At 73.3% G+C, this 22,721-nt stretch carries 17 protein-coding genes and 1 pseudogene; 9 read left to right on the top strand and 9 right to left on the bottom strand.

Annotated elements, in window-relative coordinates; translation table 11 throughout:
* Positions 1-52: 52 nt before the first annotated feature.
* The gene (locus D1369_RS09170) at positions 53-937 is read right to left on the bottom strand and encodes a MurR/RpiR family transcriptional regulator (RefSeq protein ID WP_037901727.1); all 885 of its coding nucleotides are present in this window, start codon (positions 935-937) and stop codon (positions 53-55) included.
* 119 nt (positions 938-1,056) lie between these two features.
* Here D1369_RS09170 and D1369_RS09165 point away from each other — a divergent pair, with 119 nt between their 5' ends.
* Entirely contained in the window at positions 1,057-1,821 is a 765-nt protein-coding gene (locus D1369_RS09165; protein WP_007385444.1) for an SIS domain-containing protein, read from the top strand.
* Positions 1,822-1,893: 72 nt separating this feature from the next.
* Here the strand turns inward: D1369_RS09165 and D1369_RS09160 are convergent, their stop codons facing one another.
* On the bottom strand, positions 1,894-4,923 hold the full coding sequence (locus D1369_RS09160) for a beta-N-acetylglucosaminidase domain-containing protein (protein ID WP_118082397.1): 3,030 nt from the start codon (positions 4,921-4,923) through the stop codon (positions 1,894-1,896).
* A gap of 84 nt (positions 4,924-5,007) precedes the next feature.
* Positions 5,008-6,048 (bottom strand): lysylphosphatidylglycerol synthase transmembrane domain-containing protein, encoded by a 1,041-nt coding sequence (locus D1369_RS09155; RefSeq protein ID WP_118082396.1) that lies wholly within the window; start codon positions 6,046-6,048, stop codon positions 5,008-5,010.
* 504 nt (positions 6,049-6,552) lie between these two features.
* Between D1369_RS09155 and D1369_RS09150 the strand changes: the two genes are divergently transcribed.
* The 4 genes from D1369_RS09150 (at position 6,553) to D1369_RS09135 (ending at position 12,759) form a co-directional block, all read left to right on the top strand.
* Positions 6,553-9,774, top strand: coding sequence for an AfsR/SARP family transcriptional regulator (locus D1369_RS09150; protein WP_118082395.1), 3,222 nt, complete (start codon positions 6,553-6,555; stop codon positions 9,772-9,774).
* Positions 9,775-10,236: 462 nt separating this feature from the next.
* Positions 10,237-10,902 carry a M15 family metallopeptidase gene (locus tag D1369_RS09145; protein ID WP_007385447.1) on the top strand — a complete coding sequence of 222 codons (666 nt, stop codon included), beginning with the start codon at positions 10,237-10,239 and terminating at the stop codon, positions 10,900-10,902.
* 83 nt (positions 10,903-10,985) lie between these two features.
* Positions 10,986-11,522, top strand: a complete 537-nt coding sequence (locus D1369_RS09140) for a sigma-70 family RNA polymerase sigma factor (RefSeq protein WP_007385448.1) — start codon at positions 10,986-10,988, stop codon at positions 11,520-11,522.
* Positions 11,523-11,622: 100 nt separating this feature from the next.
* Positions 11,623-12,759 (top strand): NlpC/P60 family protein, encoded by a 1,137-nt coding sequence (locus D1369_RS09135; RefSeq protein ID WP_118082394.1) that lies wholly within the window; start codon positions 11,623-11,625, stop codon positions 12,757-12,759.
* A 70-nt stretch (positions 12,760-12,829) separates the two neighbouring features.
* Here the strand turns inward: D1369_RS09135 and D1369_RS09130 are convergent, their stop codons facing one another.
* Positions 12,830-14,146 (bottom strand): hypothetical protein, encoded by a 1,317-nt coding sequence (locus tag D1369_RS09130; protein WP_205574464.1) that lies wholly within the window; start codon positions 14,144-14,146, stop codon positions 12,830-12,832.
* Between the two features lie 114 nt (positions 14,147-14,260).
* Here D1369_RS09130 and D1369_RS09125 point away from each other — a divergent pair, with 114 nt between their 5' ends.
* A complete protein-coding gene (locus D1369_RS09125) occupies positions 14,261-15,496 on the top strand; it encodes a molybdopterin-dependent oxidoreductase (RefSeq protein WP_118082392.1) in 1,236 nt (411 codons plus the stop codon).
* Entirely contained in the window at positions 15,496-15,933 is a 438-nt protein-coding gene (locus D1369_RS43415; protein ID WP_240436061.1) for a hypothetical protein, read from the top strand. Before D1369_RS09125 ends, D1369_RS43415 begins: the two co-directional genes overlap by 1 nt.
* Before the next feature lie 188 nt (positions 15,934-16,121).
* Here the strand turns inward: D1369_RS43415 and D1369_RS43770 are convergent.
* From D1369_RS43770 to D1369_RS09110, 3 genes and pseudogenes are all read right to left on the bottom strand, one after another.
* Positions 16,122-16,358, bottom strand: a pseudogene (locus D1369_RS43770) (methyltransferase domain-containing protein); the annotation flags it as partial.
* Positions 16,359-16,861: 503 nt separating this feature from the next.
* Positions 16,862-17,470 (bottom strand): DUF2064 domain-containing protein, encoded by a 609-nt coding sequence (locus D1369_RS09115; RefSeq protein ID WP_118082391.1) that lies wholly within the window; start codon positions 17,468-17,470, stop codon positions 16,862-16,864.
* Positions 17,467-18,171, bottom strand: a complete 705-nt coding sequence (locus D1369_RS09110) for a glycosyltransferase family 2 protein (RefSeq protein ID WP_240436060.1) — start codon at positions 18,169-18,171, stop codon at positions 17,467-17,469. Before D1369_RS09110 ends, D1369_RS09115 begins: the two co-directional genes overlap by 4 nt.
* 103 nt (positions 18,172-18,274) lie before the next feature.
* Between D1369_RS09110 and D1369_RS09105 the strand changes: the two genes are divergently transcribed.
* Together D1369_RS09105 and D1369_RS09100 are read left to right on the top strand one after the other, a co-directional pair.
* Positions 18,275-18,997: a response regulator transcription factor gene (locus D1369_RS09105; RefSeq protein WP_007385450.1), complete on the top strand. Its 723-nt coding sequence runs from the start codon at positions 18,275-18,277 to the stop codon at positions 18,995-18,997.
* Positions 18,994-20,106 carry a HAMP domain-containing sensor histidine kinase gene (locus D1369_RS09100; RefSeq protein WP_118082390.1) on the top strand — a complete coding sequence of 371 codons (1,113 nt, stop codon included), beginning with the start codon at positions 18,994-18,996 and terminating at the stop codon, positions 20,104-20,106. The genes D1369_RS09105 and D1369_RS09100 overlap by 4 nt, the downstream gene beginning before the upstream one ends.
* 107 nt (positions 20,107-20,213) lie before the next feature.
* On the opposite strand, the gene D1369_RS09095 is transcribed toward D1369_RS09100, so the two are convergent.
* Together D1369_RS09095 and D1369_RS09090 are read right to left on the bottom strand one after the other, a co-directional pair.
* Positions 20,214-21,215 (bottom strand): NAD-dependent epimerase/dehydratase family protein, encoded by a 1,002-nt coding sequence (locus tag D1369_RS09095; protein WP_118082389.1) that lies wholly within the window; start codon positions 21,213-21,215, stop codon positions 20,214-20,216.
* A gap of 70 nt (positions 21,216-21,285) precedes the next feature.
* Positions 21,286-22,701, bottom strand: a complete 1,416-nt coding sequence (locus tag D1369_RS09090) for a HAMP domain-containing sensor histidine kinase (RefSeq protein WP_037901736.1) — start codon at positions 22,699-22,701, stop codon at positions 21,286-21,288.
* Positions 22,702-22,721: the final 20 nt, after the last annotated feature.

Here is a 22,721-nt window from a genome sequence, read left to right as displayed (position 1 = left end):
ACAACCATCTTTGTGTTATCTCGGTGGTTCATCCATGCAAGATCGGACTCGGTCAACGCGTCCGGCGAGCCTTCACCGCGTGCTGCGGGGTGATGTGGTCGGTGAGCGCGAGGGAGGCGCTGGCCCGCTGGTAGGCGACCTGGCCGACCCGGACGTAGAGGCAGTCGACGATCATCAGGACGGAGTGCCGGCCGCCGATGCTGCCGGTGCGGAAACTGGTCTCCGAGGTCGCGGAGATGAGCCGGATGTCGGCGGCCTTGGCCAGCGGGGAGCGCGGGTCGGTGGTGATGGCGATGGTGGTCGCGCCCCGCTCCTTGGCCATCTCGAAGGGTTCGAGGGTCTCGCGGGTGGCGCCCGAGTGGGAGATCCCTATGGCCACGTCGGCCGGGGTGAGCAGGGCCGCGGAGGTGGCCGCGCCGTGCACCTCGGTCCAGCCGCGGACCTGGCAGCCGATACGGAACAGCCGGGTCTCGGTCTCCTGGGCGACCGCGCCGCTGCCCCCGACGCCGTACACGTCGATGCGGCGGGCCTTGGCCAGCGCCTGGGCCGCGCGCTCCAGGGCGTCGAGGTCGATGCGCTCGATCGTCTGCTGGATCGCCCGCAGGTCCGCGCTGCCCACCACCTGCACGACCCGCTCCAGGCTGTCGTCCGGGGAGATGTCCGGGCCGATCTCGGCCGAGCCCCAGTCGGAGACCTCGCCGCGACCGCGTTCCTGGGCCAGCTCGATCAGCAGGTGCTGGTAGGACTCGAGCCCGATGGCGCGGCAGAACCGGGTCACCGTGGCCTGCGAGGTTCCGGTGCGGCGGCCCAGTTCGGCGGCCGAGCAGTGGGTGACGGCGGCCGGATCCTCCAGGATCAGCTCGCCGACCTTCCGCAGTGAACCGGCCAGCCGGGGCAGTTCGGTGCGGATCAGTGTGGTGACGTCGGTCGGAGGCATGGAAAGAAGGTACCAGCCACCCTTAGGGCCACTGATTGAATACCAGGACCACAGTATGGTTTATTGATTCATTGATGGCTGATTGTATGGTGGTTCAATCCATCAGTGGGGAGTGTCGCGTGTCCGTCGAGTCAGTCAGCGCCCAGGGCTTCGCCGAACAGAGCCTGGACGTCCTCCGTCACGTCGTCGACTCCGCCCGCGAGGACGTGCGCCGCGCCGCCGAGTTGATCGTCGACTGCATCCGCGCCGACGGTGTGATCCAGGCCTTCGGAACCGGCCACTCGCAGGCGATGGTCCTGGAGGTCGCGGGCCGCGCGGGTGGACTCGTGCCCACGAACCGGCTGCAGATCTCCGACCTGGTCCTCTACGGCGGTGACGACCCGAGCGTCCTCGACGACCCGCTGCTGGAGCGTGAGCCGGGGGTGGCCGTCCGCCTCTACGACCTGGCCGCGCCGCACGCCCGGGATCTGTTCGTCATCATCTCCAACTCCGGCGTCAACAACGTCATCGTGGAGATGGCACTGCACGCCAAGGAGCAGGGTCACAAGATCCTCGCCATCACCTCCCTCACGCATACGGCGGCGGTGCCCGCCGGGCACGAGAGCGGCAAGAAGCTCGTGGACCTGGCGGACGTGGTGCTGGACAACGCGGCTCCGGTCGGGGACGCGTTGCTGTCGTTGCCGGGGGGCGGGGCGGTGGGGGCGCTGTCCACCCTGACCGGGGTGATGCTGGTGCAGATGGCTGTTGCGGAGGCTTCGGGCCTGTTGCTCGCGGCGGGTGAGCGGCCGCCGGTGTATGTCTCCGCCAATGTGCCGGGTGGCTTTGAGGGGAACCTGGAGCTGGAGAAGCGGTACGCCGGGCGGGTGCGGCGTACGGCGACGTAGCTTCTTCGGGGGTTGCGGGATCGCGGGGAACTTGCGGCCGGTGGGGGCTGGTCGCAAGTTCCCCGCGCCCCTTTACGGAGTCAGCGCTACCGCCAGTGGGTAGGCGCCGGTGTTGAAGGAGGGCCCTGCTGTCCCCGAGGCGACATCGATCGGCACCAAGGCGTTACCGTCCGCTGTCGTCACGTATGCCGTGCTGCCGTTCCAGTTCAGGGCCACGTCGAACGCCGACTTCCCGACGGTCACCTGCTTGCCCGGTGCGCCGGTGACCGTGTCCACGGGGGTGACGGTGTCTCCGTTGCTCGGGCTGACCCACAGGGTCCGGCCGTCAGGTGAGAGGGCGAGGCCGTACGCCTGGCCGGAGACCAGGAAGGTCGGTTCGGTCTCGTTCGTCGCCGTGTCGATCGGAGTCACCGTCGAGCCACCGGAGTTGGAGACGTACACCGTGCTGCCGTCGGGGGCCGCCACCACGTTGAAGGGACTGGGGCCGACCGGGATCGCCGTGCCCGCCTTGCCGGTGGCGAGGTCGACGGGGCTGACCGTGTTGTCGTGGATGTCGGCCACGTACAGGGTCCGGCCGTCGGGGGTGATCGCCATGTTCTCGGGACCGTCCCCGACCGGGACCGGTGTGCCGGTCCTCAGAGTGGCCGTGTCGATCGACTGCACTGTGCCGTCCGTGTAGTTGGCGACCCACAGAGTGTCGCCGTCCGGGGTGAGGGCGAGGCATGCCGGGACCCTGCCGACAGCGACGGTGGCGGTGACCTTGACGCTCGCCACATCGATCACGCTGACCGTGTTCGAGCCCTGGTTGGCCGCGTACGCGGTACGGCCGTCCGCGCTCACCACGACCTCGCCGGGGTTGTCGCCGACGGCGATGTTCTTCGTCGTGCCGGAGGCGAGGTCGATCGAACTCACCGACGCGCCGCTGAAGTTCGCTGTCAGGGCGCGGGGTGTGCCGGTGCCGTCGCTGACCTGGACCGGGAGCGCCCGGTCGAGGATTCCGGCGCCTTCGACCACGACCGAGTGCACGCCCTCGGTCCCGCCCGTGAGCGTGACGGTGACGGATGCGGGGGTCGTCGCCGTGCCCTCGGAGGGGGTGGCGGTGACGCCATCGGGCATGTCGAGTTTCCAACTGACCGTCTTGGCACGGGCGTCGGAGAGCTTCAGGGTGACCGTCGCGGACGCCCCGGGCTGCAAGGAGAGCGCGCCCGGGGAGAAGGAGGCGTCGACTCCGGGATCGGGCGCGTTCTCCAGCACCGTCGTGTAGAGGAACTGGTCCATCACACCCGGCGAGACCTGCTGCGGGACGGCGTCCAGCTCCTTCCGCTCCTGCTGGAGTCGCTTCCAGTACGTCGAGACCGCGTCCGTGTCACCGGCCTTGTGGGCCAGCAGCAGGTCCACGGCCGTCCCGCCCGCGCGGCCGTAGCTGCCGAGCTTGTCGAGCCAGGCGGAGGTCTCGTCGAGGAACCCGGGGTTGTCGAGCCGGGCCCGCAACTGGGCGGGGGTCGCGGCCATGTCGGTGAAGTAGGCCTTCAACGCGGCTGCCGCCCGGTCGAGTCCGCTGTTGTGCTCGTAGGCCTTGCGGAAGGCGGCGATCAGCCGGGTGAGGGTGGGGGACTCGGTCGCGTCCAGCTGGGAGGAGTAGTTGTTCTCGGCGAAGATCCGCAGCCATGTGGCGGCGCTGTGACCCGCCAGGTCCCGGACCGAGGCGAGGAAAGCCCGGCGCGGGTCGTAGGCGTTCGGGTTCCACAGATAGGCGGCCGAGGTGAACAGGGCGATCCGGCTCGCCTCGCCCTGGACCATCGGGTTGGCGGTCACCCCGGTGGCCGCGCTCGCCACGCCCGGTTCGCGGCCCGTGTAGGGGCCGAGGAGGAGGCGGCTGGTGACGTAGTCGTTGACCGGGTAGTTGTCCCAGACCAGGATCGGGTGGCCGTAGACCTCGCGGGCCTGCTTCAGCTGGTCGGTCGTGATGGTCGGCGCCATGACGCCGACACCGGTCCACTCCACGACCACGGACGGGTCGAGCCGCTCCCTGAGGGCCTTCTTGTACGGGGAGTCGGCGAGGTCGGAGTACTCGGTGGGGACCGTCTCCAGCGGCTGGAGCCCCGTGTGCGTGGCGGAGAAGTCCTTCCAGACGGTGTTCAGCAGACGGGCCTGCGCGGTCCCGGCCGCACCGCCGCCCGTACCGAACTCCCGCTCGTCCTCGGGGCAGTTCCACTTCGTGTAGCTGATGTCGTCCAGTGGGATCGCGAAGGAGCGGACCCCGATGGCGTACAGCGAGTCGAACTTGGCGGTGAGCGCCCTGACGTCGGCGTCGGAGGAGTAGCACACCGACAGGCCGGGGGAGAGGGCGTAGGTGAAGCGGACGTGGTCGGCGTCGGCCCGGTCGACCAGCTCCTTCAGCCGCGCCAGCGCCGCCGCCGGGTACTCGTCCCGCCAGCGGGCGCGCAGGTAGTCGTCGTCCTTGGGGGAGTAGACGTAGACGTTCTGCTTCGTACGGCCGTAGAAGTCGAGCTGGGCGAGCCGCTCGGCGTGCGTCCAGGGGGTGCCGTAGAAGCCCTCGATGACTCCGCGGAGGGCGGCGGTGGGCCAGTCGCGGACCGTGACCACGGGCAACTCGTGGGTGGTGTCGAGGAGTTGGCGCAAGGTCTGGGCGGCGTAGAAGGTGCCGGTGGTGTCGACGCCGGAGAGGGCCAGGAGGGCCTGGCCGTGGCTGCGGCCGGAGGCCAGGACATAGCCGCCGGAGGCGAGGCCGGACGGGGAGGCGGCGCCCAGGCGGGTGAGGGCCCGGGCGGTGGCGGTGTTCTCGCCGGGGCCGCCGAGGTAGACGGTCAGGCCGGCCGGGGGCGGCCGGTCTCCGGCGTCGACCTTCGTGATGCGGTGAGCCCCGGCCGCTTTCAGAGCCGCCTCGACAACCCTTCGGGCGGACGGATCGGTGCCCGGGCCGACGACCTCGACGACCCGGTCGGGGACGGGGAGCCGGCCGGCTCCGACGGTCATCCTCTGGGGCGTCGGCCATACCTCCGGCACGGAATGCCGGGGCTCGGCCGAGGCGGGGGCCGCGGGGGCCGCGAGGCCGAGCGCCAGCAGCAGGGCGGCGGCCATGCATCTGAGATTGATGAATGAATCCACCTGAGAATGCTAGGAGTGTTGAATGCATCATTCAATGGGGCGGCTGTCGCCAGGTGTTCACAGGACCTTTCGGTGCACGAGGGCCGACATGCAGAGCACCCCGGGCAACAGGGGCAGCCACACCGTCAGGACGCGATAGCCGATGAGGGTCGCCGTGCCGACGCTCAACGGGACGCCGTAGACGGCGAGGGTGAAGACCATGGCCGCGTCCACCGGGCCGATGCCGCCTGGCGCGGGCACGGACCCGACCGCGCTGCTCGCGGCGAGGTACGCGAACGTGACCTGCGCCCAGGACAGCGTCACCCCGAGCGAGGCGCCGACCGCGTGGATCACGCTCGCCTGGAGCAGCGGCGCGGCGGCCGCGCCGCCCCACAGGGCGAGGACCCGGCTGGGCATGGTGTGCAGACGGCGGGCGTCGGTCAGGGCGGTCCGCACGAACGTGACCGCCGGGCGGCGCAGCGGGCGCACCAGGGTCAACAGCAGGAGCGTGGCGCCGAGTCCGAGTCCCGCGGCCACCAGCGGCAGGAACAGCATGCGCCGATCGGGGACGAGATCACCGAGCCGCAGCAGACCGGGCAGCGCGACCAGGAAGCCGATCAGGACGAGCGTCTTGGCGATCGGCCTGACCAGCGCGTACAGGGCGAGCGAGGCGGTGGCGCGGGCCAGTGGGATGCCCTGGCCCTGGAGGAAGCGCAGGGTGACGGCGTGCGCGCCGAGGCTCGCCGGCAGTACATGATTGGCGGCGCCCGCGGCGAACTGCGAGGCCACCAGGAGCCCCGACGGCAGCCGCTCGGGCAGCGCGCCCTGGCGGACGACGGAGGCGGAGATCCAGCCCAGGCAGGTGTAGAAGAGCCCGACGAGCAGCCAGCCGGGATCGGCCGAGGCCAGCCGCGCGGTGCCGTCGTACAGGGCACGCCAGTCCAGTGCCGCCCATATGCCGATGAGCAGCAGGGGGAGCACGGTGACCAGGCGGCGGGTGAGCCGGGTCAGGGGGCGGCGGGAACCGGCGGGAGCGGGGGCCGGGGTGTTGATCGGGAGCGGGGCCGGGGCGGTGACGGGGAGCGGACCCGGGGGACCTTCGAGCGGAAGCAGGGACACGGCGCACGTCGTCCTTTCGCGTCATGCCCCGTGCGGGACACGGGGCATGACGGAGGCAAGGCGATGCAGAGGGGACGAGGGAAACGTTCCCGCTCGGTGTGACGTTCAAATGTCCGGCAGTCGAAGGAGTGCGGGCGGGCGGACGACACCGGGTGGGGCGACCGGTCTTCCGGCGCGAGAAATGTCGGAGAGCGCTCCGCCATGAATTCGGAGAGTGCTCCGCCATGAATGTCGGAGAGCGCTCATACGAACGCCCCCGACCAGCCGTCCCTCAGCTGAGGGGCAGCTGTGGACACCGTCGAAATCCAGTCAACCGACGTCCACGGAGGGAGCCGGGAAATCAGCCCCTTCGCACCGGTGTCAGGCCCCGCCGCCTGGCCTGCACAGGGTGGCCGACTGGCCGGATCCGGCCAGGACGGCGCAGCTCACGTCGTCCGCGGACACCGCCCGTCGATATCGTCGAACACGCATCCGTGGGGCGGGCGGTACGGCGATCGGGGAACGATGCTCCAGGTACGTCTTCTCGGTCCGGTGGAGGTGTGGGAAGGGAACCGACGTGCCCCGCTGGGCGGGGTCAGACCCCTGGCGGTCCTGTCCGCACTCGTCGTGCACCTCGGCGAAGTGCTCTCCACCGAACGGCTCGTGGACTGTGTCTGGGACGAGCAGGCGCCCGCCACGGCCAGCGCCCTCGTCGCCACCCATGTCTCCGCGGTGCGCCGCGCCCTGGCCCGCGTCGGCGAGGCGGAGGTGATCCGCACCCGGCCCCCGGGGTACGTGGCGGATCTCGACGCCTCCCAGGTCGACGCCCGCCGCTTCGAGGAACTGCTCGTCTCCGGCCGGGCCCGGGCGGCCGGGGGCCGCGCGGAGGAGGCCGCCGAGCTGCTGTCCGAGGCGCTGGGGCTGTGGCGGGGGCAGGAGGCACTCGAAGGGCTGAACCAGTCGTTCGCCCGGATCGAGGCGGCCCGGCTCGCCGAACTGCGGCTGGTCGCCCAGGAGGAGTCCTTCGGCCTCCAGCTGGAGCTCGGCCGTGCGGACCGCACCATCGCGCCCCTGCTCGCGCACGTCGCCGCCCACCCCCTCCGGGAACGGCCGCGCGGCCAGCTGATGACCGCCCTGTTCCGCACCGGACGGGTCTCCGACGCCCTGCGCGCCTACCAGGAGGGCCGCGAAGCCCTGCGCGAGGAGCTGGGCATCGACGCCGGGCCGGAACTGCGGGCGCTGCACAAGGCCGTCCTCACCAACGACCCCGCCCTGCTCGGCCCCGGCTCCCGGCCGCACGATCCCTCGCCGCTCGGCCGGGGCGCGCGCTCCCGCGGCCCGTCACCACTCGGCTCCCGCGCACGCTCCCACGACCCCTCGCAGCCCGGCCCCGGATCCGACCCGTCGTCCACGGAAACCGCCACCGCTTCGAAAGCCCGGCAGCGGACCGCGGACCGTACGGCGGCGGCCGGCGGCGGACCGGGCACGTCGGCCCCGCGACCCGCCCCCTCCCATCTCCCCCCGGACATAGCCGACTTCGTCGGCCGGTCGGAGCAGATCGACTGGGCCGTCACGCTGCTGGGCCGCGTCGACGAGCCCGGCCGTACCGCCCCGCCGATCGGGGTGATCTCCGGGCGCTCCGGCACGGGCAAGACCGCGCTCGCCGTCCACGTCGGCCATCGCACCGCGGAACTCTTCCCGGACGGCCGCCTGTTCGTGGACCTGCGGGCCGCCGACACCGCCCCCCTGCAGCCCGCCGACGCCCTCGCCCGGCTGCTGCGCGCCATGGGCGCCGAACCGGAGACCCTGCCGAGCTCCGTCGAGGAATTGACGGGGCTGTACCGCACGTACACCGGGCACCGCCGCATCCTGCTGATCCTCGACAACGCCGCCGGTGAGGCGCACGTACGGCCGCTGCTGCCGCCCGGTCCCGGCTCCGCCGTGCTCGTCACGAGCCGGCGCCGGCTGGTGGCGCTGGAAGGCGCGGCGCACCTCGATCTGACCGTCCCGGACGAGGAGGAGGCCCTGGAACTCCTGCGCCGGGTCGCCGGAGCGGACCGGGTGCGCGCCGAGCCGGAACAGACCGCCGAGATCGTCTCCCTGTGCGGGCGGCTGCCGCTCGCCGTGCGCATCGCCGGGGCACGGCTCGCGGCCCGGCCGCACTGGGTGCCCGGCCGGCTCGCCGCCCGTCTGCGGGACGAGCGGCTGCGGCTCAACGAACTGCGCGCCGGGGACCTGGAGTTGCGCACCAGCCTCGAACTCGGCTACGCCGACCTCGACCCGCAGGAACAGCGCGCCCTGCGTCGGCTGGCCCTGCTCGACCTGCCCGACTTCGCGGCCTGGATCGCCGCGCCCTTGCTGGACATCGGCACGGAGGAGGCCGAGGAGGCCGTCGAGCGGCTCGTGGACTGCCACTTCATCGACGTGATCGGCGTGGACGGCACGGGCCGCGGCCGCTACCGCATCCACGACCTGGCCCGGGAACACGCCCGCGAGCGCTGTCTGTCGGAGGAGAGCGCCGAGGAGCGGACGGCGGCCGTGCGGCGCCTCGTGGAGTGCTGGCTGGGGCTGGCCGAGAAGGCCGCCGCGCGGGGCCCCGGCGGCACGGCACGGTACTTCCCCGAACCGGCCGCCGTGCGTCCCCTCGACCCGGCCGACCCGCGGGCCGAGGAGGAGCTGCTCACGCGGCCCGCGGCCTGGTTCGCCGCCGAACAGGCCGGTCTGCTGGCGGCGGTGGAGTACTGCGCCGACCACGGCATGGACCGCGCCGCCCGGGATCTGGCCGGCGCGCTGATCGCGAGCTCGGTCGCGCTGTACAACCAGTTCGACGCCTGGTCCCGCTCGCACACCGCGGCCATGGCGGCGGTGCGGCGCAGCGGGGACGGCGAGGGCGAGGCGTGGCTCCTTACCGGGCTCGGTCAACTGCGCTACGAACAGGACGAGTTCGAGGAGTCGTACGCCTACTACCGGGACGCGCTGCGGCTGTTCGAGGCCCATGACGACGTCCAGGGCGCCGCCCAGGCCCTGCTCGGCATGGCCACCGCCCGGCGTGAACAGGCCAGCTACAGCGAGGCGTTGGAGCTTCTCAACCGGGCTCTGGACGGGTACGGGCGGCTCGACGACCGCCTTGCCCGGGCCCGGGTGTTCTACGGCCTCGGCTACGTCCACCGGGAACAGGGCGACGACCCCGCCGCCCGCGAGGCCTTCGCGCAGGCGCTGGAGCTGTACCGGGCGGAGAACGACCGGCACGGCGAGGCGCTGGTGCTGCGCGCGGTGGCGCTGTGCCACCGGGCCGAAGGGGAGTACGCACAGGCCGAGCGGCTGCTGCGGGACGTGCTGCGGATCTTCGCGGGCCTCCACGACACGTTCGGCGTGATGTACACGGAGCAGTCGCTGGCGAAGGTGGAGCTGCGGCTGGGCCTCCTGGACGCGTCGCGCGAACGCCTCGGGCGGTGTCTGGAGCTGGCCCGGGAGCGGCAGGACCGGTTCGGCGAGGCGCTGGTGCTGCGGACACTGGGGGAGTGGCGGCTGGCCGCAGGTGACGCCGGGAGCGCACGGGACCCGCTGGAGCGGGCACTGTCGCTCTGGGAGGCGCTGCGGCTCCCGCTGTGGCGGGCGCGCACGCTGTGGAACCTGGCGGAGGTGCGGGAGGCCGCCGGAGAGACGGCCGCGGCCTCGGAGGCCCGCGCCGAGGCGATGCGCTTCTTCCGGGAGTCGGGGGCACGGGAGGCGCGGGAGCGGGGGTAGGCGGGGCGGGGGTGCTGTGGTGTGGAACGGGTGCGGGCGTTGGCGGGGGCGCCGCGGTGTAGGGCGGTTGTGGGGGTCGGCGGTCTGGGGGTGCCGCGGTGTGGCGCGGGTGCGGGGGTCGGTGGTCCGGGGGCCGCGGTGAGGGGCAGCTCTCGGGGGTCGACGGCCCGGGGTGCGGTGATGTGGCGCGGGTGCGGGCGTTGGCGGGGGTGCCGTGATGTGGTGCGAGCGCGGGGGGCGGCGGTCTGGGGGTGCCGCGAAGAGGGGCGGTTGCGGGGGTCCGCGGTCCGGGGGTGCCGCGGTGCGGGGCGGTTGCGGGGTCGGTGGTCCGGGGGCCCGGGATGAGGGGTGGGCGTGGGCCCAGGCGGTCCGGGGGTGTCGGCAGGGTGCTACAGAACCCCTGGTCCGGCGCTTGCAGGCGATCTGCAGAGCAATTGCAGAGGCCCCCGGGATGCTCTTTCCGTGACCGACATCATCACGCTCGCGGACCCGAGGGTTGCCGCGGTGACGCACGACGAGTGCGGGGAACCGCTCGTCGATCTGCGGGAGGAGGGGCAGTTGCTCCTCGATTCCCGGCAGGCCGACGAGGACGGGAGCTACGCGCATCTGAGGGCCGGTGCGCTGCAGCGGCTCGTGCGGGCGCAGCGGATGCTGCCCGCGGGGATCCGGTTGCTGGTGGTGGAGGGGTACCGGCCGCCCGGCCTCCAGCGCCGGTACTTCGAGCAGTACGCAGCGACCATGCGGCGGGCCCACCCGGACGCGGCTCCCGAGCGGATCCGTGAGCTGGCGAGCGCGTACATCTCGCCGCCCGAGGTCGCCCCGCACGTCAGCGGCGGCGCGGTCGACCTCACCCTGTGCGACCACGCGGGCCGGGAGCTGCCGCTCGGCACGGAGGTCAACGCCACCCCGGAGGAGAGCGCGGGCGCCTGCCGCACCGACGCGCCCGGCATCGGCGCCGAGGCGCGCGAGTACCGGGCCCTGCTGGGCCGGGTGCTCACCGAGACCGGGTTCGTCAACTACCCGACGGAGTGGTGGCACTGGTCGTACGGCGACCGGTACTGGGCCCTGATGCGCCGCGTACCGGCCGCCCGCTACGGCCCCGCCGACCCGCCCCGTCCTCCGGCCTGACCACCGGAGCGGGGCGGCGCACGACGACCGCAGCGAGAACACCGCAGGGATCACCGCAAGGGATCACCGCAAGGGGGAAAGAAATGCACCACAGCCATGCCACCTGCCCACCACCACCGCGCGAGGCCGACAACCGGATGAGCGCCGGCGACTTCGACGCGTCCTTCACCGCCGACATGCCCCGCCTGCGAAGGCGGCTGCTGGCACTGACGGGCAATCCGCACGACGCCGACGACCTGCTCCAGGAGACCTATCTGCGGCTCTCCCGGCGAGCCCGCTCCCAGAGCCTGACACGGCAGCAGCACCCGTACGCCTACACCTGCGCCGTCGCCCTCAACCTGCTGCGCGACTCCTGGCAGCACCCCTCCCGTCGCGAGCGCACCACGGACCAGCTGCCGGAAGCCGGCTGGGACGGCGGACTCGACTCCTACGAGGCCTCCGCCACGGCGCTCGCATTGCTCCGCATGCTCTCCGAGAAGGAAGCCGCCGCGGTGATCCTCGTGGACCTGGAGGGACTCACCCACGACACGGCCGGGGAGCGGCTCGGCGCCCACCGAGGCACGGTCCAGCGCAACCGCCTGCGCGGCCTCGCCAAGATGCGTGCCGCCCTCCACCCCTAGCCCGGATGGCACACCTCCACGGGGGTGGGGTGTGCCATCCGCGTCTGCCTCCGGCGTCCCCGGCATCCCGCTGACGCCACCTCGACGAAGGAAGAGTCCCTTGCAGACCATCAGCACGCGCCGCCGGACCAGCGGCGCGATCCTGGGCGCCTCGGCCCTGGCGCTCACCGCGTTCTTCTCCGCCCCGGCCCACGCCGCCCAGGACGCCACCTGCGGTGTCCTGGCGCCCGGCGCCTCGGCCACCGCGCAGGCCGCCGTCGACGCGGCCTGTTCGCAGATCGGTGTCTGGTACAGCTGGGGCGGCGGCCACGCGGCCACGCCCGGCGCCAGCTACGGCTACTACGACGGCTCCGACCCGGACAGCCTCCACGACGGCGAGCGCAAGGGCTTCGACTGCTCGGGCCTGATGCGGTACGCCTACTACCGCGCGACCGGCAGGGACCTGCTCAACGGCACGGCCGACGACCAGTTCCACACCTCGCAGGCCTCCGCCCGCTTCTCCGCCGGACAGGGCACCGCCCCGCTGCTGCCGGGCGACCTGATGTTCTGGGGCAGCGGCCACATCCACCACGTCGCCATGTACCTGGGCGGCGGCCAGATGGTCGAGGCGTACGAGTCGGGCACCCACATCAGGGTCACGTCCGTGCGCACCGGCGGCGACTACGCGGGCGCGGTCCGCATCAACGGCTCCGGCACCCCCGTCCCGCCGCCCGCGAACGGCGGCACGGTCTTCGAGACCTGGGGCACCGGCGTGCGCACGCACCGGTCGCCGAGCGTGGGCTCCGCCGTCGTCGACACCTTCCCCGGACCGACCCAGGTGTCCGTCCAGTGCCAGCAGCACGCGGAGACCGTGACCGCCGAGGGCTACACCAACGACGCCTGGGCCAAGCTCGCCGACGGCTCGTGGGTGACCAACATCTACATCAAGGGCCCGGCCTGGCTGCCCGGCATCCCGGACTGCGGCGGCAGCAGCACCCCGCCGCCGTCCGGCGGCAGCAAGGCGTTCCAGACCTGGGGCACCGGCGTGCGCACCCACAGCGAGCCCAACGTCAACGCCGGCGTGGTCGACTACTTCGCGCAGCCGACCACGGTCAACGTGGTCTGCCAGGCCCACGCCCAGCAGGTCACGGCCGAGGGCTACACCAACGACGCCTGGGCGAAGCTGACCGACGGCTCGTGGATGACCGTCATCTACATCAAGGGCCCCGACTGGCTGCCGGGCGTGGCCACCTGCTGACCCGACCCCACCCGTCCGGGCCGACCCCACCCGTCCGGGCCGGCCGTGCACGGCCGGCCCGGACGGGCCCTCACCACCCGGTGAGCAGCAGGTGGTTGAGGAGCAGCGCCAGTACGGCCTGCCCGATCAGCCATCCCCGCACCCCCGTCAGAAAGGCGCACGCGGGCAGCAGCCACACCGCGAACGGCAACCAGATCCGCTCGGTCTCCGCCTTGCTCATCCCGGACAGGTCGGCGAGGAGAAGCGCGAGGAGAGCACCGAGCACCAGCAGACAGAGCCGAAGATCGACGCGGCCCTCGCCCCGCCTCCGCAGCCGAGTGACAGCCCGCCGCAGCCCCGCCACCGTCGCCGGCCCCACGATCAGCACCGTGCACGCGAGGTTCGCCCACACCCAGTACCCGTACGGCCGCACCCCGCCCGCCCCCTGGTAGTACCGCGTCACCAGCACCCGGTACCCCTCCCACCACGCGAACCCCGACACGGTGAACAGCACCGGCACGACCACGAACCCGGCCACGGCGAACAGCAGGGGCCGACGCGCGGAGCCCAGGAGCAGCACCGCCCCCGCGACGACGGCCATGAGGGTCAGGCCGTACGACAGATAGACGGTCAGCCCGAACAACAACCCGGAGCAGAAGCCGTACGGTCCCGGCCGGAACCCCCGTACCGCGAGGGCGAGCAGGGTCACCGCCCACGCGGCCACCGCCGCGAAGTACCCGTCGGCCGACGTGCCCACCCAGACCGCGGCCGGGGCCAGGACCAGGAAGGGCGCGGCGCGGCGGGCGAGCGACTCGTCGGCGAGGGCGCGTACGGCGATCAGGACCGCGACCGCCGCGGTCGTGCCGACGGTGATGCACCAGGTTCCCGCCCAGCCCCCGCCGCCGAGCCCGACCCGGTCGAGCAGGACGAAGGTGAGGGTCGCGCCCGGGGGATGCCCGGCGACATGGGCACCCCAGTTGTCCGGCGAGCCGATCAGGATGTGCCCGGTGAAGTCCCGCAGGGCCGCCGGGATGTCGTGGAAGCGACCGACGGCCCGGAGGTACTCGTTCTTGGTGGTGAGCTGCTCGGCGATGCCCCGGTGCCAGCCGTCCACGAGGGCCAGGGACCATGTCCAGGCCATGCCCGCGGCCCAGACGGCGAGCAGCAGCGGACGCCAGGGGAGCCGGAGGGCGAGCGAGGGACCGTAGACCACCACGACGGCCGCGACGACCACCGCGGCCGGCGTGCCGGGGCCGACATGCGGGTCCCAACTCGCCAGCAGAGGAGGCCAGCCGACACGCAGCGAGCCGTTCCGGTGCTGGATCGCCGTGCCGACCAGTACGGCGGTCAGCACGAGGAGCGCGGCGCACACGGCCGCGTACAGGTCACGCAGGAGGTCCCGGTTCACTCGGACGACGCTAGGCCGCACGACCGCCTCCGGACGGCTGACATGCGACGACGTCAGAGTTTCGTCATGGTTCGCGGGCCCGTTCACGGGGTGGTGCGGGCCTACCGTCGGGGCATGGCACGGTCTCCCTTCGCACCTTCCTTCTGGCGCAGCCCGCTGCGCGGCCCCTGGCTCACCTCGGTCCTCGGGATCGTCCTCCTCGGCGGAATCACCCTGCTGTTCGTGACGGGCCTGCTGTCGTACGCCGCCTACAACCCGGACCTCGCGCCGGTGAACGACAAGACCCCGGACAAGGGCATCCTCGGCTTCTACCTCTTCTCCTGGCCGACCGACCCGCACTGGCTGTACCGGCTGGACCAGGGTGTCCACGTCACCCTGGGCATCACCCTGATCCCCGTCCTGCTGGCCAAGCTGTGGTCGGTGGTGCCGAAGCTGTTCACGCTGCCGCCCGCGCGCTCGCTTGCCCACGCCCTGGAGCGGATCTCGCTGCTGCTGCTGGTCGGCGGCGCCCTGTTCGAGTTCGTGACCGGGGTGCTCAACGTCCAGCTGGACTACCTCTTCCCGGGGTCCTTCTACCCACTGCACTTCTACGGGGCGTGGGTGTTCTTCACCGCGTTCGTCGCCCATGCCGTGCTGAAGACGCCGCTCGCGCTGCGCAATCTGCGCCGGCTTCGGGAACCCCGGGAGGAACAGAGCGAGTTGGTGTCCCCGGACCCGGCCGAGCCGACTGTGTCGCGGCGCGGGGCGCTCTGGTTCGTCGGGGGCGGTTCGCTGCTGCTGTTCCTCACCACGGCCGGGCAGAACTTCGACGGCGTCCTGCGCCGGACCGCCCTCCTCGCCCCGCACGGCGGCGCCGAGCCGGCGTCCGGACCGGGCGGCTTCCAGATCAACAAGACCGCCGCGTACGCGGGGATCGACCCGGCCGAGACCGGTGAGGAGGCCTGGCGGCTGGTCGTCACCGGGCGCGACGGCCGCACGGTCCGGATCGGGCGTGCCGAACTCCTCCGACTGCCCCTGCACAGCTCGGCGTTGCCCATCGCCTGCGTGGAGGGCTGGTCGACCTCCGACCAGTGGTGGCGCGGGGTGCGGCTGCGGGACCTCGCGGCGCTCGTCGGGTACGAGGACGATCCGCCGGACCTCTTCGTGGAGTCGCTGCAACGGCACGGCGCCTTCCGCCGGGCCGCCCTGCGCGCCAACCAGGTCGCCGACCCGCGGTCCCTGCTCGCCCTGTTCGTCAACGGCGAGGACCTGACCCCCGACCACGGCCACCCGGCCCGGATCATCGTGCCCGCGGCCCCCGGTGTGCTCAACACCAAGTGGGTGGCGCGGCTGACCTTCGGAGACCTGTGATGCGGATCCCTCTCGGCAGTCCTCTCCAACTCCTCCTGCTCGTCTGCTCGTTCGCCCTGGCGGGATATGCGGGGGTGCGGCTGCTGGCAGGCGACTGGTTCGGGGTCGCGCTGTGGTTCGTCGGGGCGGCCGTCCTGCACGACCTGGTGCTGCTGCCGCTGTACGCGGCGGCGGACCGGGCACTGGTGAAGGCGGCGGGGCGGCACGTCCTGTACGTCCGGGTCCCCGCCGCCTTCTCCCTGCTGCTCCTGCTCGTGTGGTTCCCGCTGATCAGCGGGCAGGTCGCGGACCGTTACGGCCGGGCGACGGGCCTGTCCCCGGACGGGTTCCTGGCCCGGTGGCTGCTGGTGACGGCCGTGCTCTTCGGCGGTTCCGCCGTGGTCTTCGTCGTACGGCGGCGCAGGGCGACGAAGGAGCGGCCGCCCGCCGTCCACTGATCCACGGATACCCAGCCGGAGCGGGCGGCGTGCCGCAGCAGGGCGGGGGTGCCGAGCCGGGCCCACGGGAACGGGTCGCCGACGGCACCCCGGGCGTCGGTGACATGCACCTGGACCCGCTCGTCGAGGTCCGGGCCGGTGACCGTCTCGGCGATCAACAGACCTCCCGTCCTGAGGAGTTGGGCCGTCCGGTCGAGCAGGGCCTGCGGGTCGCCGCCGATGCCGACGTTGCCGTCGATCAGCAGCGCGGTGCCCCAACGGCCCTCGCCCGGCAGGGACTCGAAGACGGACCGCCGCAGGGCCTGTCCGCCGAGCGCGACGGTCCGCGCGACCGCCGCCTCGCTCACGTCGATGCCGAGGACCCTCCGGCCACGGGCCCCGAGCGCGGCGACGAGCCGGCCCGGACCGCACCCGACGTCCAGCACCGCACCCTCGCAGCGCCGCAGCACCTCCAGGTCCGCGGCATCCGCGGCGGCGCACCAACGCTCCAGTTCCAGCGGGAGCAGCCAGCCGTCGGAGCGGCGCAGGAAGAGGGGGCCGCGGCCGGTGCGCAGGGCCCGCGCATAGGGGTCGGCGGACCAGGTGCCGTCGTACGGCCGGGCATCGACGCCCGGGAGGGCAGGCCGGGGGCCGGGGACTGGGCCGGTCGCCGCAGCTGCCGCCCCGACCGGCTCCGGGCCCTCGGCGGGCGGCCCGACACCGGTCGGCGTGCCGGGTTCCGTGGGCCGGTCCGGTTCTCGGGGTGTTCGGCCGGTGTCCGTCGGGTGCCCGATCCCGTCCGCCCGGGGGCATGGACTGTCGGGGTTGCCGTGTGGGCGGGGCTCGCTCGTCCCGGGCCCGGGCCCGGGCCCGGGCCCCGTCCCGGCGTCCGGTCGTACGGGTGCCGTGTCCGTGGCGGGCCGGGGTGCCACGCCGACCTGTAGCCCCCTCACCGCGCCACCCCCGCGAGCCGTGCCAGCTCCGCCGCGAACCGTCCGTCCGGTGCCGCCCGCGCCACCAGTTCCGCGTCGTACGCCGTGTCCACGTCCCGCAGCGGCGGCAGCTCCCGCACCCGCAGTCCGGTCAGCCGGGCGCGCTGGGCCGCGCCGGTGCGGGGCGTCGACATCGGGACCCCGCGCAGCAGGGCCGGGTCGGGCTTCGCGAGGCCCAGGGCCCAGAAGCCGCCGTCCACGGCCGGCCCGAAGTACGCATCGCAGTCGGCGAAGTCCACCGTGAGCACCTCCGGAGTCACCTGGGGCGTGTCCATGCCGATGAGCAGGGCCGGTCCTTCGCAGCCCGCGAAGGCGGCGGCCAGCCGTTCGTCGAGACCGCCCGCGCACTGCCGGACGACCTCGAAACCCGGCGGCAGCCAGGGGCCCGGCGTGCCCTCCAGGACCAGCACCCGGCGCCGGGCCGGGGTACGGGCCACGACGTCGAGGGTGTCCGCGAGGGACGCCTCGGCCAGCGCGGCCGCCTCCTCGGGCGTGAACGGCGGGGTGAGCCGGGTCTTCACCCGCCCCGGCCTCGGCTCCTTGGCGATGACGAGCAGCGTGGTCACGCGCGCACCCCCGTCTCGTTCAGGACGTGGCTCATGTCCCGCACCGCCTGCCAGGTGCCCCGCCAGGTGCCCGTCACCTTGGAGGCGCCGGTGCGCGGGTGGTACGGCACGTCGTGCTCGGTGATCCGCCAGCCCGCGTCGGCCGCCCGCACCACCATCTGCAGGGGGTAGCCGCTGCGCCGGTCCGTCAGGCCGAGGGCGAGCAGCGGCTCGCGCCGGGCGGCCCGCAGGGGCCCCAGGTCACGCAGGCGCAGACCGGTGCGGCGGCGCAGCAGCCGGGCGAGCGCGAGGTTGCCCGCCCGGGCGTGCGGCGGCCAGGCACCGCGGGCCTGCGGGCGGCGCCGGCCGAGCACGAGGTCCGCCTCGCCGGCCAGCACCTCGGCCACGAACGGCACCAGGTCGGAGGGGTCCAGGGAGGCGTCGCAGTCGCAGAAGCACACGATGTCGGCCGTGGCCGCGGTCAGCCCCGCATGGCAGGCGGCGCCGAAACCGCGCCGCTCCTCGCGCACGACGGTCGCGCCGAGAGCGTGGGCGATACGGGCGGAACCGTCCGTGGAGCCGTTGTCGACGACTAGCGCGCGCCAGCCGGGCGGAATGCGTTCCAGCACCCACGGCAGGGCCCCGGCCTCGTCCAGACAGGGCAGCACGACGTCCACGGACGCCGCCGGTTCGTTCAGTGAAGGGGTCGTCACGGCTATCACCCTACGAACGCAAAGCGCGCAAACCGGACTCCGGCTCCTTACGAAACAAGGACGTCGGAGGCGGCCTGCGGCACATTCGCGCGCGCGGTGCGAGGCTGGCGGCATGGAGCAGCAGCAGTACGCACAGACCCGGCCCCGGGTCCTCGTCGTCGACGACGACCCCACCGTCGCCGAGGTGGTCTCCGGCTATCTGGACCGGGCCGGATACCTCGTGGACCGGGCAGCCGACGGCCCCGAGGCACTCGCCCGCGCCGCCGCGCACCGCCCGGACCTCGTCGTCCTCGACCTGATGCTGCCCGGCATGGACGGCCTGGAGGTGTGCCGCCGGATGCGGGGACGCGGACCCGTCCCGGTCATCATGCTCACCGCCCGCGGCGACGAGGACGACCGCATCCTGGGCCTTGAGGTCGGCGCCGACGACTATGTCACCAAGCCCTTCAGCCCCCGCGAACTGGTGCTGCGCGTCGAGTCCGTGCTGCGCCGCTCCCGGCCCGCCGAGCAGTCCGGAGCCCTCCGCGCGGCCGGGCTGAGCCTCGATCCGCAGGCCCGCCGTGCCGTCAAGAACGGCACCGAACTCGCCCTCACCATCCGCGAGTTCGACCTCCTCGCGTTCTTCCTGCGCCACCCCGGCCGGGTCTTCGGCCGCGAGGACCTGATGCGTGAGGTGTGGGGCTGGGACTTCGGCGACCTGTCCACCGTCACCGTCCACATCCGCAGGCTGCGCGGAAAGGTCGAGGACGACCCGGCGCGCCCGCGGCTCATCCAGACCGTCTGGGGCGTCGGATACCGCTTCGAAAGCGCCGCGGAAAGCGGGGCCCGGCCATGAGCGACATGCTTCTCATCGCCCTCTACGCCTTCCTCGGCGCCGTCCTCGCCGGACTCCTCGGCGCCTGGGTGCTGCTGCTGATCCGCCGCCGCTCGCTCTCCCTGCACCTGACCGTGGTCGCCGCCGTCGGCGTCACCGCGATGCTGGCCGGGACGCTCGCGGTCGCCCAGGCCATGTTCCTGTCCGGGCACGACCTCAGGGTCGTCACGACCGTCGTGCTGATGGCCGCCGTGGTCTCGCTGGCCACCGCCCTGCTGCTCGGCCGCTGGGTCTCCGCCCGCAGCCGGGCCCTCACGCTCGCCGCCCGCTCCTTCGGCGACGGCGGCGACTTCACCTCGCCCGGCGGCCCCACGACCGCCGAACTCACCGACCTGAGCCGGGAGTTGGAGCTCACCAGCGCCAAACTCGCCGAGTCCCGGGAGCGCGAACGCGCCCTGGAGTCCTCCCGGCGCGAACTCGTCGCCTGGATCTCCCACGACCTGCGCACCCCGCTCGCCGGCCTGCGCGCGATGTCCGAGGCCCTGGAGGACGGCGTCGCCGCCGACCCCGCCCGCTACCTGCGGCAGATCCGCACCGAGGTCGAACGCCTCAACGACATGGTCGGCGACCTCTTCGAGCTCTCCCGCATCCACGCGGGGGCGCTGGCGCTGAGCCCGAGCCGGATCTCCCTGTACGACCTCGTCTCGGACGCTCTCGCGGGCGCCGACCCGCTGGCCCGCGAGCACGGCGTACGGCTGGTCGGCGACCGGGTGGCGGCCGTTCCGGTCGAGGTGGACGGCAAGGAGATGAGCCGCGTGCTCGGCAACCTCCTCGTCAACGCCATCCGCCGCACTCCCGCCGACGGCACGGTCGCGGTGGCCGCCGAGCACCGTGCCGAGGGTGTCGTCGTGTCCGTCACGGACGGCTGCGGCGGTATCCCCGAGGAGGATCTGCCCCGCGTCTTCGACACCGGCTGGCGCGGCACCCACGCCCGGACTCCGCCTGCCGGGGCCGGACTCGGCCTCGCGATCGTGCGGGGCATCGTGGAGGCCCACGCGGGCCGGGCCACCGTACGCAATGTGCCGGGCGGCTGCCGCTTCGAGGTGGTGCTGCCGTCGGCGGCCTCCTGAAAGGGCGCCTCGTGAAAGAGCGGCCCCTCGGAAAGGGGCCGCTCGAAACATGGTGGTGCCGCCCACGGCCGCTTTCCTTCGCGGGCGGCACCACCGGTCCACCGCGGCTACGCGTCCCGCATTCCCGCGCCCGCGAACTCCCGCATTCCCTCGGCGAATCCGACCTCCGCCTTCCACCCCAGCTCCGCCCGCAGCCGCGCCGAGTCCGCCGTGATGTGCCGTACGTCCCCGAGGCGGTACTCCCCGGTGACCACGGGCCCGGGACCGCCGTACGCCTCGGCTAGCGCGCGGGCCATCTCGCCCACGGTGTGCGGCTCGCCGCTTCCCGTGTTGTACGACGTGAGCGCGCCGTCCCGCGAACTCGCCTCCAGCGCCGCCACGTTGGCCGCCGCCACATCCCGTACGTGCACGAAGTCCCGGCGCTGACCGCCGTCCTCGAAGACGCGCGGGGCCTCACCGCGGGCGAGCGCGGAGCGGAAGAAGGAGGCGACGCCGGCGTACGGGGTGTCGCGGGGCATGCCCGGGCCGTACACGTTGTGGTAGCGCAGGGCCACCGCGGACCCGCCCGTGGCCCGCGCCCAGGACGCCGCCAGATGCTCCTGGGCGAGCTTGGTCGCCGCGTAGACGTTCCGCGGGTCGACCGGGGCGTCCTCGCCGACCAGACCGGGACAGAGGTCCGCGCCGCACTGCGGACACGGTGGCTCGAAGCGCCCCGCGTCCAGGTCGGCCACGGCCCGCGGACCCGGCCGTACGGTCCCGTGCACGGCGCAGGCGTACCGGCCCTCGCCGTACACCACCATCGACCCGGCCAGCACCAGCCGCCGCACTCCCGCTTCGGCCATCGCGGCGAGCAGGACCGCCGTACCGAGGTCGTTGTGGGAGACGTACCCCGGGGCGTCGGCGAAGTCCACACCGAGGCCCACCATGGCCGCCTGGTGGCACACCGCGTCCACTCCGCCCAGGGCGTGACGGACGGCGTCGGGGTCCCGCACGTCGGACGCCGGGTCTGACCGGACGTCGTACAGGAGGGGCTCGTGGCCGTGTGCCGCGAGCGCCTCGACGATCTGGGACCCGATGAAACCGGCACCGCCGGTGACCAGTACGCGCATGCCCTCACGCTAGGGCCCTGACCGGCCCGGACGGCCGGGCCGCGCGCGTCACGTCACGGCTTCGTAAGACTCACGGCCGGGCCGGGCTCAGCGGCAGCGACACCGTGAACACCGTCGAGCCGGGCACGCTGTCCAGCTCGATCGTGCCGCCGTGCGCCCGCACCAGGGAGCTCGCCACCGCGAGGCCGAGGCCGCTGCCGCCCCGGTCTCGGCTGCGGGCCTTGTCGACGCGGTAGAAGCGGTCGAAGACCCGTTCCTGGTCGACGGCCGGGACGCCCGGCCCGGCGTCGGCGATCCGCACCCGGGCGTGCCCGTCCCGCACCCGCACGCCGACCGACACCGCCGTGCCCGCCGGGGTGTGCACGGCCGCGTTGGTGAGGAGGTTGTCGAGCACCTGGCGCACGCGCTGCGGGTCGAGGCGCAGCTTGAGTGCCTGCGGCCCCTCCTCGAAGGACAGCGGATGGTCCGGGTGGCTCGCGCGGAACGCGTCGGCCGCGTGCTCCGCCAGCTCCACCAGATCCACCTCGACGGGCCTGAGCGGGGTCTCCACCTCCGCCGCGTCCAGCCGGGCGAGCAGCAGCAGGTCGTCCAGCAGGAAACCCATGCGGGCGGCCTCGGCGCGCAGCCGGGCCAGGTGCTTGTCCCGCTCCTCGGGGGCGTTGGCGGCGGCGTACTGGAAGAGGTCCGCGTAGCCGCGTACCGACATCAAGGGCGTGCGCAGCTCGTGCGAGGCGTCCGCGACGAACCGGCGCAGCCGCTGCTCGGCCGCCGCGCGGACCGCGAGCGAGTCGTCGATGTGCTCCAGCATGGTGTTGAACGCCGTCCGCAGCTCCTCCACCTCCGGCCCGCCGCCCCGCTTGTCGGCGCGCAGCGGCAGCCGGGACGCCGTCTCGGTGAGGTCGTGCAGGGCGATGCCGTGCGCGGTGTGCGCCATGTCGCTCAGCGGCTTCATGCCCCGGCGCAGCAGCTTGCGGCCGACCACCACGAGCGCCAGCAGGGCGAGCCCGAAGGCGACGACCTGGACCGTGATCAGCCGCCGTACCGTGGCGTCGATGTCGGCCATGGGAGCCGCGCTGACCAGGACCACACCGGGCTCCACCTCGCAGGCGCGCAGCCGGTACTCGCCCTGGCCCTTCAGGTGCTCGGTGGCCAGGACCTCGGTGTGCGCGACGGTCTGCGCCTTCGCGACGCCGGTGAGCTCGCCGACGTCCTCCGGCAGGTCGGAGGGGTCCTCGGGCCTGCGCAGCTGCGGGGTGCCGTTCTTGATGTCGTACACCGCGTAGTACCAGGCCCAGTACTTCTTGCCGGCGAGCGTGCCGGAATCGGCGATGCTCTTCGACTGGGCAACCTGGGCGAGCGACAACTGCTCGTTGAGCTGGGCCGACAGATAGTCCCGCATGTACGTCGTCAGCGCGGTGCCCACCACCGCGAACACCACCAGGGCCAGCGCCCCGAGGCCCAGCGCCAGCCGGGTCCCGAGCCGCATCCTCCGGTACGCCGACCGCA

This window comes from Streptomyces sp. CC0208 (assembly GCF_003443735.1).
Classification (GTDB): Bacteria; Actinomycetota; Actinomycetes; order Streptomycetales; family Streptomycetaceae; genus Streptomyces; species Streptomyces sviceus.
The sequence above is the reverse complement of the archived record's forward strand: the minus strand, read 5'-3'. Positions and strand labels throughout refer to the sequence as shown.